General features: G+C 63.0%; 12 protein-coding genes. 9 read left to right on the top strand and 3 right to left on the bottom strand.

Translation table 11 applies throughout. From position 1 onward, the window contains the following. Positions 1-42: 42 nt before the first annotated feature. From xsc to pdxR, 3 genes are all read right to left on the bottom strand, one after another. Entirely contained in the window at positions 43-1,854 is a 1,812-nt protein-coding gene (xsc, locus tag L0U82_RS38820; protein ID WP_233839128.1) for a sulfoacetaldehyde acetyltransferase, read from the bottom strand. Between the two features lie 156 nt (positions 1,855-2,010). Then, a complete protein-coding gene (locus L0U82_RS38815; RefSeq protein WP_233839127.1) occupies positions 2,011-2,415 on the bottom strand; it encodes a nuclear transport factor 2 family protein in 405 nt (134 codons plus the stop codon). A gap of 151 nt (positions 2,416-2,566) precedes the next feature. Further along, positions 2,567-4,141 (bottom strand): MocR-like pyridoxine biosynthesis transcription factor PdxR, encoded by a 1,575-nt coding sequence (pdxR, locus tag L0U82_RS38810; protein WP_233839126.1) that lies wholly within the window; start codon positions 4,139-4,141, stop codon positions 2,567-2,569. Between the two features lie 571 nt (positions 4,142-4,712). On the opposite strand from pdxR, the gene L0U82_RS38805 reads away from it, so the two are divergent. From L0U82_RS38805 to L0U82_RS38765, 9 genes are all read left to right on the top strand, one after another. Beyond that, complete coding sequence (locus L0U82_RS38805) at positions 4,713-5,561, top strand: ABC transporter permease (RefSeq protein ID WP_233839125.1); 849 nt, start codon at positions 4,713-4,715, stop codon at positions 5,559-5,561. Between the two features lie 24 nt (positions 5,562-5,585). Then, positions 5,586-6,605 carry a taurine ABC transporter substrate-binding protein gene (locus tag L0U82_RS38800; protein ID WP_233839124.1) on the top strand — a complete coding sequence of 340 codons (1,020 nt, stop codon included), beginning with the start codon at positions 5,586-5,588 and terminating at the stop codon, positions 6,603-6,605. 49 nt (positions 6,606-6,654) lie between these two features. Beyond that, a complete protein-coding gene (locus L0U82_RS38795; protein ID WP_233839123.1) occupies positions 6,655-7,392 on the top strand; it encodes an ABC transporter ATP-binding protein in 738 nt (245 codons plus the stop codon). A gap of 603 nt (positions 7,393-7,995) precedes the next feature. Next, positions 7,996-8,829, top strand: a complete 834-nt coding sequence (locus tag L0U82_RS38790; protein ID WP_233839122.1) for a class I SAM-dependent methyltransferase — start codon at positions 7,996-7,998, stop codon at positions 8,827-8,829. Positions 8,830-9,168: 339 nt separating this feature from the next. Continuing rightward, entirely contained in the window at positions 9,169-9,675 is a 507-nt protein-coding gene (locus L0U82_RS38785; protein WP_233839121.1) for a hypothetical protein, read from the top strand. Next, positions 9,672-9,968 (top strand): type II toxin-antitoxin system RelE/ParE family toxin, encoded by a 297-nt coding sequence (locus L0U82_RS38780; protein WP_233839120.1) that lies wholly within the window; start codon positions 9,672-9,674, stop codon positions 9,966-9,968. The genes L0U82_RS38785 and L0U82_RS38780 overlap by 4 nt, the downstream gene beginning before the upstream one ends. 217 nt (positions 9,969-10,185) lie before the next feature. Further along, the gene (locus tag L0U82_RS38775) at positions 10,186-10,884 is read left to right on the top strand and encodes an STN domain-containing protein (protein WP_233839119.1); all 699 of its coding nucleotides are present in this window, start codon (positions 10,186-10,188) and stop codon (positions 10,882-10,884) included. A 5-nt stretch (positions 10,885-10,889) separates the two neighbouring features. Then, complete coding sequence (locus L0U82_RS38770) at positions 10,890-11,447, top strand: RNA polymerase sigma factor (RefSeq protein WP_233839118.1); 558 nt, start codon at positions 10,890-10,892, stop codon at positions 11,445-11,447. 10 nt (positions 11,448-11,457) lie between these two features. After that, complete coding sequence (locus L0U82_RS38765; protein ID WP_233839117.1) at positions 11,458-12,465, top strand: FecR family protein; 1,008 nt, start codon at positions 11,458-11,460, stop codon at positions 12,463-12,465. Positions 12,466-12,798 lie beyond the last annotated feature (333 nt).

Below are 12,798 nucleotides of genomic sequence, written 5' to 3'. Positions count from 1 at the left end.
GCCGCGCGCGCGACGCAGCGCACGTGGCCCGCTATCGTCCAATCAGACGAAGTCCTTGTATTTATCGAGCAGGCGCACAGGCTTCGACAGTGCGTCACGGCGGAACGGATCGCCCAGCTCGCGCGTGCACATGATCTCGACGATGGTCGTCTTGCCGTGGTTCATCTGCAGATCGATCGCGCGCTTGAGCGCCGGGCCCACGTCCTCCAGCCTGTCCACGACGATGCCCTCGGCGCCCATCGCCTTCGCGATGCCGGCGAAGCTCGGACTATCCAGTTCGCCTGCCACGAAGCGGCGATCGTAGAAGTCCACCTGGTTTTTCTTCTCGGCGCCCCACTGGCGGTTATGGAACACGACGGCCGTCACCGGAATGTTGTGGCGCACGCACGTGAGCGTTTCCATCATGCTCATGCCCCAGGCGCCGTCGCCCGCATACGAGATCGCGGGGCGGTGGGGCGCGGCCACCTTTGCGCCGATGATGGTCGGGAATGCATAGCCGCAGTTGCCCCAGCTCATCGCGGCGAACAGGCTGCGCGGCTTGTTGAAACGCAGATAGCTGTTCGCGACCGAGTTGATGTTGCCGATGTCGGTCGACACCATCACGTCCTCGGGCATCGCCTTCTCGAGTTCGCGCAGCACCTGGCGCGGATGCAGATACTCGCCGCCGCCGGGCGTGCGCTCGTGCTTCTGCTCTTCGATCATGTCGAGGCTGTAGGCATCGCGCTCGTGGGTCCACGAATCGAGTTCTTTTTCCCACGCGGCCTTTTCGGTGGCGATCTGGTCCGCGCGCTCGGCGCGCGTGGCGTCGCTCGCGAGCGTGCGGTTCGCGAGGCGTTCGGTCAGTGCCTGCGCCGTGGCCTTCGCGTCGCCGCAAATGCCCACCGAGATCTTCTTCACGAGGCCGAGCATCTTGTGATCGGCATCGATCTGGATGATCTTCGCGTTGGTCGGCCAGTAATCCATACCATGTTGCGGCAGCGTGCCGAACGGTCCGAGGCGCGAGCCCAGCGCGATCACGACGTCCGCGCGCGAGATCAATTTCATCGCGGCCTTCGACCCTTGATAGCCGAGCGGGCCGCACCACAGCGGATGCTTCGCCGGGAACGAATCGTTGTGCAGGTAGCTGTTCACGACGGGGGCGCCAAGGCGTTCGGCGAGCGCCTTGCATTCGTCGATTGCATCGCCCATCACGACGCCGCCGCCGGAGATGATGACCGGAAACTTCGCCGCGGCGATCAGATCGGCCGCTTCGTTCAGGCTCTCGTCGCCGCCTGGGCCGCGATCGAGCCGGCGCGGTTGCGGAATCTCGGCCTTGATCTTGCCGTAGAAGTAATCGCGCGGAATGTTCAGCTGGGTCGGGCCCATTTCGGACATCGCGCGGTCGAAACAGCGCGCCGTGTACTCGGCCATGCGCGCGGGGTTCGTCACATGGCCCTGGTACTTCGTGAACTCCTGGAACATCGGCAACTGGTTCGCTTCCTGAAAGCCGCCGAGACCGATGCCCATCGTGCCCGCTTCCGGCGTGACGATCACGACCGGACTATGAGCCCAGTACGCCGCCGCGATGGCCGTCACGCAGTTGCTGATGCCGGGCCCGTTCTGGCCGATCACGACGCCGTGGCGGCCCGATACGCGCGAGTAGCCGTCGGCCATGTGTGCCGCGCCCTGCTCGTGAACGACGGGAATCAGGCGGATGCCCGCTGGCGCGAAGATGTCCATCGCGTCCATGAAGGCGGAGCCCATGATGCCGAACATGTCGGTCACGCCATTGGCCGCGAGGGTTTCGACAAAGGCTTCGGACGGGGTCATGTCCCGCGGGCCGCTCGCCGTCTGGGTAGGGGTCTTTTCGCTCATCAACTGTCTCCGGTTATCGTTTGCCGCAATGCCGTGTTCTGATGCTAGGCGGCGCCCAATGAGGGTCAAGGGATTCCGTCCTCGATGGATGAATCTGGAATGGAATGGAACGTTTCGTTTCAAAACACTCGCGACGGATGCGTCGATGAATGCGGCTCAGGCGGTCTGCTTCGGGCGTTCCTTGCGGAACGCGCGCTTCACCGCGATCAGGCCATGGCGGAACTCGAACAGATCGCAGCCTTCTGCTTCGATGCGCCAGCCTTCGGCATGCGTGCCGGTGAACACCCACTCGGAGACGCCGCGATCGCCGGCGACGTAGTGGCGGCCTTCGCCCCAATGCGCGTCCGGGAACGTGCGAAAGACCGCTTCGAAAGCGGCGCGCACCGCCTCGCGCCCGACGAAGCGGGTGCCATACACGTCGGGGCCGCCGGCCGCGTCGAACACGCAGTCTTCGGTCATGAACCCCATCAGCGCGTCGGCGTCATGGCGATTGAAGGCGTCGGAAAAGGCGGCGAGCGTGTCGGCCGTGACGGTTGGTTGGGCGCTGAGCGTATCTGCCATACGTGTCTCCAGTGGAAAAGCTGGTGCCGTGCGCTGCGCTGGAATTCGCGCGCGGCACGGTATATCGACACGTTAGGGTTTGCCCGTCGAGCGCGGTAGCACCAGTGCGAAGCTTTCGCCTGGGCCAGCGCCCGGACAGTGGCGCAAAGACTCAGGCGGGCCGCTGCTTGCGCACGACCTCGGCGAGCGCGCGTATACCCGGTTCGATTTTCTCGAGCTTGATCGCGGAGAAGCCCATCCGGAACCACGGGCTGTGACCGGTCTCGTCGGCGAAGAAAACGCCGCCTGGCTCGATCAGAATGCCGGCCTCGCGCGCATCGTCCGCAAGGCGCGCCGAGTCCAGCCACGGCGGACCTTGAACCCAGCACGATGCGCCGCCACCGATCGGCACGTAGCGCGCTTCGGGAAGATGGGTGTCGAGCGCCGCCATCAACGCGCGGGCGCGCTCCTTGTACGCGTGCGCGAGCCGGCGCAGCAGCGCGTCGTGATGTCCGAGCGCGAGGAAGGTCGCGAACGCGCGCTGGATATAGGCCACCGGATGCCTCACCATCAGACGGCGCAGCGAGCGCAACTCACGCACCAGTTCCTGCGGGCCGACCACGTAACCGAGACGCAGGCCAGGGGCGAACGTCTTCGAAAGGCTGCCCACGTAGATCACGCGATCGGCCGTGTCGAGACTCTTCAACGCCGGATGCGGCGTGCCGGAGAAGGTGTTTTCGCTCTCGTAGTCGTCTTCGATGATGACGAAGTCGTGCTGTTGCGCGAGTTCGAGCAGCGCCTGACGTCGCGCGATGGGCATCGTCGCCGTGGTCGGGCATTGATGGCTCGGCGTGACGAACACGTAATCGCAGCGAGCCAGCGAGTCGCGCAGGCGTACCGGATCGATGCCTTCGGCGTCGACCGGCAGTTCGAGAAGCTGCGCGTTGCGATTCACGAAGATGTTGCGTGCATCCGGATAGCCCGGGTTCTCGAAGCCGACCGTCGTGCGCTTGCCGCACAGCAGGTCGGCGATCAGATAAAGCGCCTGCTGGCAGCCGTTCGTGATGATGATCTCCTCGGGCATCGCGAACACGCCGCGCCGCGGCAGCACGCGCGTGCGGATCTGCTGGATCAGCGATTCGTCGTCGCGCTCGATCAGATCGGGCGCCCAGTTGCGGATCTCCATGATCGACAGCGCCTTCAGGCAGCACTCGCGCCAGTCATTGGTAGGGAACAGCGATTGATCGAACTGCCCGTAGATGAATGGATACGCGTAGTTTTGCCAATTGGCCGGTTTGACGATGTTGCGCTGGGCCGAGGGCGGCCGCACGATGCGCGCATTCCACGCGGGCGGAGTGGGCGAGCGGGCGCCATGGGGCTTCACGACGTCGGGCTGCGGCATTCCTTGTTGCCCCCGTTGTTGCCCGCGCTGCGGCACGCGTTGCTGGACCGTTACGCCGTGCAGGCCCTCCAGCATGTCGGGGTTGACGAAGTGGCCGCTGCGTTCGCGCGACACCAGATAGCCTTCCTCCACCAGCATCTGATAGGCGAGCACCACGGTATTACGCGCGACGCCGAGCTGCTCGGCCAACTCCCGGCTCGACGGCAACGCGGAGTCCGGCGGCAATTGCCTGTCGAGGATGCAGGCCACCAGCATCTCGCGGATCTGGTGCTGCAGACTTGTCTTCGACTCCGGTGACCGTCGGAATTGCTGTGCCCACAGGGCGGACGGGGTACGGGTCGGCATGCTGACTCCTGTGATCGATGCGGCGGTGAGAGGGCATTGGGGCGACCGGATATCGGCTGCATCGGCTGGATCGTCCAGACCGGCCGGTCAATCTACACACGATATTCAACACTGGCCGTCCGCGTCGATTAGGTAAATTTCGGAGCGACTGTTCGCGATGACACGGTCAGCACCGTGATGTTGGGCACATGCTCGACATGCTGACGGTGGCCAGCCTCATGCTGCGATGCAGTGCGACAGCCCGGCGAGCGTTGGAGTTTCGAGCGCGCGTCGTGCGAATAATCGGAAGAACTTGGCCGGCGGGGCCTGCCGCGCCGTTGTGAAACCGGCGGACGACGTTCATTAGCCACTGGCCCCATCGGAACTTCCCGCCTGGTACTACCCGCGGTTTTATTGATTGAGAATCCTTGACTAAACGGGCGAGTTCGCAGGCGTGAAATAGAAGAAGCCATAGAAGAAGCCGGAATCTGCCCAGGTAGCCGCTGACTATACTTGAATTGAGATGGAACCCGAATCGAACGCACAGCTTAACGCTGACGTGCGCACAGTTTTTCAACTTGAGGAGACGGCGGTGAGAGCCTTACCAAGACTGAAGACGATCAAGCATCGCGCGGATTCGTCGATTGAACCGGTGGTCCAGATCCGCCGCCGCGGCAGATTGAATTCCTGGTGGCTGACTACGGCCGTGCTCGTGATATGCGTCTTACTGTGGCAAGCGGTGTCGATGGCGGGCATCTTCCCGCCGTTCGCGCTGCCTTCACCGGTGGCGGTATGGCAGGCCTTCATCGAAATCGTCCGCAATGGATACGGCGGCCAGTCGCTGATCAGCGACATCCTGATTAGTTGCTTTCGCATCGTTATCGGCTTTGTGGGCGCGATTGCGATCGGTGTACCCATCGGGCTGATGATGTCGCGCAACAGGATCATCTTCGACATCATCGATCCGCTCTTGCAGTTCGTGCGGCCGGTACCGCCGCTTGCCTATATTCCGCTGCTGGTGGTGTGGTTCGGCATCGGCGAATTGCCCAAGGCCATTCTGATTCTGGTCGGCACCATTCCAGTCATCATCATCGGCACGATGTCGGGCGTGAAAAGTACGCCGCAACTGCGCATCGAGGTTGCTCGCACGCTTGGTGCGACCAACGCGCAGATCTTCCGCAAGGTCGTGCTGCCTTCAGCGATGCCCGAGATCTTCACCGCGATGCGCGTGGGTATCGGCGTGGCGTGGACGTGTCTGGTCGCGGCCGAACTGATCGCGGCGAGCAGCGGGCTCGGCTGGCTCGTGCAGTTCGCCGGCCAGGCGTTGCAGGTTGCGATCGTGATCGTCGGCATCGTGATCATCGGGTTGATCGGATATGGAATGGAGCTGGTCATTCGCAAGATCGAAAATTGGGTTGTTCCATGGCGCGGGCATAACTGATCGGGTGATCCGAGGAGACGAAAAATGAAAAAGATGCAATGGGTCTATGGCGTAAGCGCGGCTCTGCTGGCTGGTAGTTGTCTGTTTCCCGGCGCGGTTCAGTCGCAGAGCAAGCCCGAGGTGATCATCGGTTACGAGGACAACGGCGCCGATCCGTACATGGTGTCGATGGCCGAGCACATGTTCGAAAAGCAGATGAACGCCGATGTCCAGTACAAGCTCTTCAGTTCCGGCCCGGCCGCGATGAGTGCATTGGCATCGAACAGTCTCACGTTCATGTGCGGCCTCGGCGTGCCGCCGCTCGTCACCGCGATTGCGCAGGGCCTGCCGATGACCATCGTGTACAACCAGGAGCGTTACACCAACGCGGCCGGCATCGTGGTGAAGCCCGATAGCGGCATCAACGACGTCGCTGGGCTGAAGGGCAAGAAGATCGCCATCGTGGCGGGCTCGCAGGCCTCGTTCGAACTGGCGACCTTCCTCGCGGCCGCGCATGTGCCGTATGACTCCGTCACGCAGATCAATATGGCGCCGCCGCAGATGCGCACCTCGTGGGTGACCGGCGCGATCGACGCGGCCATCGTCTGGGATCCGGTATTCAGCGCGCTGCGTACGGCTGGTGGCAAAACCATCAAGACGGACGGCGATTTGCCGCGGGAAGCGTCGAGCTATAACGTCTGTATTGCCAACTCCGAGTGGGCGAAGGCGCATCCGGAACTGGTCCAGGGTTTTGTCGCGGCGCTCGATCAGGGTTACCAGGTGACGATGAAGGACCGCGACAAGGCGCTTGCCGAGATGGCGAAAGCAACGGGGGTGACCGTGCCCGTCGCGACGAGCGAACTCGCCGGTTACGAGCTGTTTTCCGGCGCGGACCAGACCACGCCGAAAGTGATGGGCCTCGACGCGGGCGTCAAAACTTCCGCCACGTACCAGACGCTGGTGAACACGGCCAACGTGCTCAATTCGATAGGCCGCATTCCGAGCGTGCCGGCGAATTTCGACAACAACGTCGCGCCACAGTACTCGAAACATCTGGCGCACTGATCTGGCGCACTGAGCTAGCGATTTTCTGACTGCCGCGCAGGAGACGAACTTGAACATCGTCATCGATTCGCTGTACAAGACATTCGGCACCATTTCGGCATTGGAGAACATCAATCTGCAGTTCCGGGGCGGTGAGTTCATCACGGTCCTCGGTGCCTCGGGCTGCGGAAAGACGACCTTGCTGCATCTGCTCGCCGGTCTGACCTCGCCTTCGCGCGGGAACATCTATATCGATGGCGAGGTCAAGGACCAGCCTGGGGCCGATCGCGTCGTCGTGTTCCAGCAGGCCGGATTGTTTCCGTGGCTCAGCGTGGAAGAGAACATCGAGTTCGGACCGTCGCTGCATTCGGTGCCGAAGGCGCAACGGCACAAGGAGTCGGCGGATATTCTGAAGATCATCGGTCTGGAGTCGTTCGCCCGGCATAAGCCCTATGAGCTATCGGGAGGCATGCAGCAGCGCGTGGCGATCGCGCGCGCGCTCGTGATGAAGCCGAAGGTGCTGCTGATGGACGAGCCCTTCGGCGCACTGGATGCGCAGACGCGCAGTTCCATGCAGACGTTTTTGACCGCGCTGTGGGAGCAACTGCATTGCACGGTGGTCTTCATCACGCACGACATCGACGAAGCGATCTTTCTCGGTACGCGCCTGGTTGTGCTATCGGCGCGGCCGGGGCGGGTCGCACTCGATGTACCGATCGAACTGGAAAGGCCGCGGACTCCGCAGGTCGCATTCGAACCGCGGTTTCTGGAATTGAAGAAGAGTGCGATGGAGATTCTCGCGCATTGATTTTCTGCCGGGCTGCGGAATATTGCGCAAAGCGCCACGCAAAGTCGTGGCGCTTTCGTTGAGGTCTGGCTGTTTCCCTCTGTGTCGGCGCGACAAGACAGTCGGACAAAAAAGAAAGCCGATGAAAAATCCGCGTGACTTCCCCGACGACACACCATGGCACTGTTAAGACCGTGCTTAGATAAACCGTGCCTGCGAAACACGGGGCACGAAGAACATCTAAGAACGCATCCGACAGACTGCTGATCAGTTTCGGCGTCCCGAGCACAAATTCTGGACGCCCGGTCATTCCTCAACACGACGTGTGTGCCGATACTAGCAATCACGCCGCTGCACCAACGAACGATTAAACGCCAATCGAACGTCAGCAAAGCGCCGGCAGATTTCGTCCGGAGACAGCCATCGATCATGCAGGCATCGATGGCGGTCAATGCTCGCGCGGCGCGGTTCAGTTCATGTTGAGCAGACAAACCCGCGGAGATGGGCGATTGTCATTGCGACTCGCGCCGCGAGGGCACGCTCATCAAGAATTGACGGCGCAATCGGATATGCAGCGCGGCCACGCGTCTGTGTCTTGCCAGTCAGGCTTTTGAGGAGTTCTCCATGTCCACTGTAGATTCCGCTTCCATTTCCATTCCAGACTTTGCCGCCGTCAAGGCCCGTCAGCAGGTCGCCTGGTCGACCGGCAACTATGCGGTGGTCGGCACGACACTGCAGATCGTTGGCGAGAATCTCTGCGAAGCGCTCGACCTGCGCGCCGGCAGTCGCGTGCTGGACGTCGCCGCGGGAAACGGCAACGCAACGCTCGCCGCCGCGCGCCGCTGGTGCGACGTGACGTCGACTGACTACGTTGCTTCGCTACTCGATTCGGGCCGGGCGCGCGCGCAAGCTGAGGGACTGCCCGTGCAGTTCCAGGAAGCGGACGCTGAAGCGCTGCCCTTCGCGGACGGCACATTCGACATCGTGATGTCGACCTTCGGCGTGATGTTCACGCCCAACCAGGAAAGAGCCGCGGCTGAGCTCGTGCGCGTGTGCAAGCCTGGCGGACGGATCGGCCTTGCCAACTGGACGCCGGAAAGTTTCATCGGGCAGCTATTCAAGACGATCGGCAAGCACGTTCCGCCGCCGGCAGGCGTGAAGTCGCCGGCGCTCTGGGGCGCGAAGGCGCGCCTCGAAGAACTGTTCGGCGATAGTGCGCGGAGGATCACCGCGACCAGCCGCGATTTCATGTTCCGCTATCGCTCGCCGGCGCATTTCATCGACGTGTTCCGCACGTTTTATGGGCCGATGAACAAGGCGTTTGCTGCGCTCGATGGTGAACCGCAGGCGGCGTTTCATCGCGATCTGATGGCATTGATCGAGAGCCGTAACCGCTCGAACGACGCGACACTCGTCCTACCGAGCGAGTATCTCGAAGTCGTGATTGAACGACGCTGAATGCGTGAGCGCGTGACGGCGAGGTGTCGTCCGTTCAAGTCGAAGGCTTCGGCAACGCCGTCACGCCCCGCCGACCCAGTTCGGCGGGGCGTGACGGCGCCACGTCAAATTTCTTCATCAACATCCTGAAAGCGAGAAATCACAATCCTGGATTGTGATAACCTCTATCCTGTTCCCCGACCAGTCAAAAGAGACGGGAAAGCCACCGGCTCCCACTAGCAATAGCGCCATGCGCGCCAACCCAACCATCGAAACGCGGCAACCGAAGCGGCGGCCCTCATCGTTTCGCCCGATCTATCCCACACACATCGACACCTGAACACTTGAACGGCTGACACCATGGCACCTGAAACCATCGATCAAAAAACCCTGTCCGGTCTCATCGACGCAGGCGTGGTGCTGGCGGTGCACGTCGTCGGTCAGCGTGGCGGCTGGGCCGTGCTGTTTTGCTATGGCACGACCGAGCGGGCACTCGCTACTCAGCGCGGTAACGTCCGCACCTGGGCTCACTTCGAGACGCTGGCAACCTATCTGCGCGAACTCGGCATCGTCCGTTTCGAGGTAGACGCGGCACAGTACGATCCGGCCACACCGCGATCGGCGGCCGAGCAGTCCAAGGCCGAACGCGCGCGCGAGCAGATGCGCGCAGCGCATGCGGACGCCGCCTATAACAAGTGGTTTCGCGAGACGGTGCGCGCGTCGATCGATGCGGCCGACCAGCCCGGCAGCGTGAAGGCGCCGCATGATGCGGTGGCGACCCTGCTGCAAACCGGCGACACCAAGGGCTTGCGCGCGCTTGCCAAGGGCAAGGCGGCGCCTAAAACCAAACGGACGCCGCGCGCATGACGGTCACTGTCGAATGGACAGCGACCGCGCTACTGAACCTCGCCGACATCCTCGATCGCGTACGCGAAGAGAGCGCCCAAGGCGCCGCGACGCTCGCGGCCGGGATTCAGTCCACGACCGCCCGCATTACGTCGAATCCGAACCTGTACCGCGCTGGCCGCGTGCGTGGCACGCGCGAAGCCATCGTGACGGAAAACTATCTGATGGTGTATCGCGTGATCGGCAGCCGTGCGCAGATACTCAACGTGCTGCACGCCCGGCAGCAATGGCCGTCGCCTGACGGTCAGGGGTAAAAGAAGCGAATGGCCGACTGATCGCGCCCGCATCCCGCCGACACGCAATTGTCATCTTTCGTTTTTACAGTCTGGGGCGCAAAACGGCGACATTGCAGCAATAACCCGACATCCGCGCCGTAAATCTATTTTCGGCTTTCTTTTTATGACAGGCACACGGGCCTCGACTAGTGTCCTGGTGGCACCGGCTGTTTGCCTTCTTCTGCAGGGTGCGCTGATGGCGCCACGCGTGCTGGCTCAGGAAGCCGGCCAGCCCGACAGCATCGACAGCGCTTCCGTCGATCGCCCGTCCGCGCAGATGCACTTCCAGTTGCCCAGACAACCGTTGGCCGAAGCGCTCGATGAATACGAGCGCCTCACGGGACTATCGGTGCTGGTCAAAAGCACGTTGCTCGACGGCCGTACCAACGCGCCGGTGGACGGCGACTACTCGCCGCGCGACGCGCTGCTGCGCCTGCTGTTCGGCACGGGGTTGCAGATGAGTTTCACCGATGCCAATGCCGTCGCGATCGTGCCGTCGCCGGTCCCGACGCAGTCGCCGCCACCCGCGCCGCCCGCGGAAATTCCGCAAGAACAGATCGCCGGTGTCGGCGCTAACGGCAGCGACTATCGCGGCTACGCCGCGATGCTGCAAACGCGTTTGACGCAGGCCTTGTGTCAATCCTCGCAGACGCGCCCCGGCAACTATCGGCTGATGATGCAGCTACGTATTGGGAGTCGCGGAGAAGTCGCCGACGCGAAGATAGTCGGCACGACCGGCACACCTGAGCGCGACGCGGCGATTGCGCGCACCGTGCGCACGCTGGTGCTCGATGCCGCGCCGCCGGCCGCGCTTCCCGAGCCGGTCACGATCCTGGTCCGGCCGCAAGGCGGCGGCGTCGTGCCTGATTGCCCCGAACCCGACACCGGAGGTTAGGGCGCATGTCCGATAGCCCTCGCGCCCGTCTGAAGGCGCTGTTTGTTTCACGCTACCAGTATCTGCGGCGACACCTCGAATACTATACGGGGTCCAAGGACAACGCCGCCGACGCCTTGCACGACGCGTGGTTGCGCCTCGAAAATATGGGCGAGGCGAGCACGACCGTCAGCGACGCCTATCTGCTGCGCGTGGCGACCAATGCCGCGACGGATCGTTATCGCCGCGAACAGTGGTATCTGCTTGGCGACGAAGTCGACGAAATCTTCGAGGTCGAGGACGAGCTCGCCGATCCGCAGCGGATCGTTGCGGCGCGCCGCGAAGTCGATGCGCTGAAGGTTGTCGTCGAAGGACTGAGTCCGCGTCGCCGCGAGATCCTGCTGGCAGCGCGCGTCGATGGCGAAATGAATGCGGCGATCGCGAAGCGCCTCGGCATTTCGCTGCGCCTCGTCGAACGGGAATTGAGCGAAGCCATCAAACAGTGCTACGCGCAGATGCTGGAAATAGACGCCACGGCCCTGGAAAACAGCAACAGGCAAGTCAAAGGGCGGCGAAAATTCTGATATGGACACGATGAGCAAAACGGACGACCCGTCCACGGAGATCGCAAGACAGGCGCAAGCCTGGCTGGTGCGATTGCGCTCCGGCCGCGCGACGCGGGATGACGCTCAGGCGTTTCAGCGCTGGTGCGACGAACATCCCGATCACGCTCGCGTGGCCCGCGTGCTGAGCCGGACATGGACGCAGCTTGGCGTCGTGGCCGGCGAGGTCAGGGCCGAGCAGCGCGCCGCCGATCGTGCCGCGGACGCACGGGCGGCCCGTGCGCTGGTGCCGCGGCCGGCACGGCGCGCCTTCGTGGGTTTTGCCGTGGCGGCGGGCGCGTCATGGCTGGCATTTCGTCCGCCGATGCAACTGTGGCCGGCATTGGGCGACTTCGCGTCCGATTACCGGACGGAAACCGGCGAGCAACGCCAGGTCGCGCTTTCCGCGCACGTCGTGGTCGAGATGAACACGCAAACCCGTATCGATCTGCTGCGGACGCACGACATGTCGGACGGCCAGCACGGCATCGATCTGCTGGCTGGAGAAGCGGAGGTCGTCGCGAGCGCGCCGGCGCTCGGCGTTACCGCGTTGCCGGTCGTCGTCAAGGCGGGGAGCGGCCGGCTGCAGGCCAGCGCCGCGCGCTTCGACGTACGCCGTACCGGCGATAACGTGTGCGTCACCTGCGTATCGGGCGAGCTTGCCTTCGAGCATCCGCGCGGGCAGCTGACGCTGTCGGCGTCGCAACAACTGATGTACGACGATCGCAACGTGCGTCCGGTCTCGCGGGTCGATGCGGGCATGGTGACAGCCTGGCGTCGCGGCGTGCTGATGTTCAAGGACGCGCCGCTGACCGACGTCGTCGAGGAAATCAACCGCTACCGGCCTGGCAGGCTCATTCTGAACAATGCCGGGCTGAAGGACGCGCGCGTGCATGCGCAGTTCGCGCTGGCGCGGCTCGACGATGCGATCGATCTGATTTGCCGCATCACCGGCGCGCATGCGGTGCGGCTGCCTGGACGCGTCGTCCTCTTCACTTGATCTTTACGCGGCAAGCCGGGCGAACCGGATGCCGCTTTTCGGACGCGCGTGCCTATGATTGCGGGCACGCTGTTTCCCTCCATGAGCCGCAGCCAGCGGCCTGCGGCTCACGGCCGCTCTAGACCTCCCGCCTCAGTCTTTCTTCTCGGCGTCGTCGCCATCTGTATCTCTATCCCACTCCCCAACGACCCCTCACCCCCCACATTCACGCCTTTTACACGATACGAGACCAATAAATAGGCGGGTTTAGACAGGCTCGTTCGTAAGTGCAATGTACGCCCCCTGCAGAGGGGCAATGAAGCCGAAAACCTATTTCGTTCACATTCTGTAAGT

It is taken from the genome of Paraburkholderia sp. ZP32-5 (assembly GCF_021390495.1).
In the GTDB taxonomy this organism is placed as follows: Bacteria; Pseudomonadota; Gammaproteobacteria; order Burkholderiales; family Burkholderiaceae; genus Paraburkholderia.
This window is presented reverse-complemented; position numbering and strand designations above follow the sequence as displayed.

Excerpts from the sequence above, each read along its gene's own strand:
- xsc (WP_233839128.1), bottom strand. The coding sequence starts at position 1,854 with ATGAGCGAAAAGACCCCTACCCAGACGGCGAGCGGCCCGCGGGACATG.
- L0U82_RS38815 (WP_233839127.1), bottom strand. The coding sequence starts at position 2,415 with ATGGCAGATACGCTCAGCGCCCAACCAACCGTCACGGCCGACACGCTC.
- pdxR (WP_233839126.1), bottom strand. The coding sequence starts at position 4,141 with ATGCCGACCCGTACCCCGTCCGCCCTGTGGGCACAGCAATTCCGACGG.
- L0U82_RS38800 (WP_233839124.1), top strand. The coding sequence starts at position 5,586 with ATGAAAAAGATGCAATGGGTCTATGGCGTAAGCGCGGCTCTGCTGGCT.
- L0U82_RS38790 (WP_233839122.1), top strand. The coding sequence starts at position 7,996 with ATGTCCACTGTAGATTCCGCTTCCATTTCCATTCCAGACTTTGCCGCC.
- L0U82_RS38785 (WP_233839121.1), top strand. The coding sequence starts at position 9,169 with ATGGCACCTGAAACCATCGATCAAAAAACCCTGTCCGGTCTCATCGAC.
- L0U82_RS38780 (WP_233839120.1), top strand. The coding sequence starts at position 9,672 with ATGACGGTCACTGTCGAATGGACAGCGACCGCGCTACTGAACCTCGCC.
- L0U82_RS38775 (WP_233839119.1), top strand. The coding sequence starts at position 10,186 with ATGGCGCCACGCGTGCTGGCTCAGGAAGCCGGCCAGCCCGACAGCATC.
- L0U82_RS38770 (WP_233839118.1), top strand. The coding sequence starts at position 10,890 with ATGTCCGATAGCCCTCGCGCCCGTCTGAAGGCGCTGTTTGTTTCACGC.
- L0U82_RS38765 (WP_233839117.1), top strand. The coding sequence starts at position 11,458 with ATGAGCAAAACGGACGACCCGTCCACGGAGATCGCAAGACAGGCGCAA.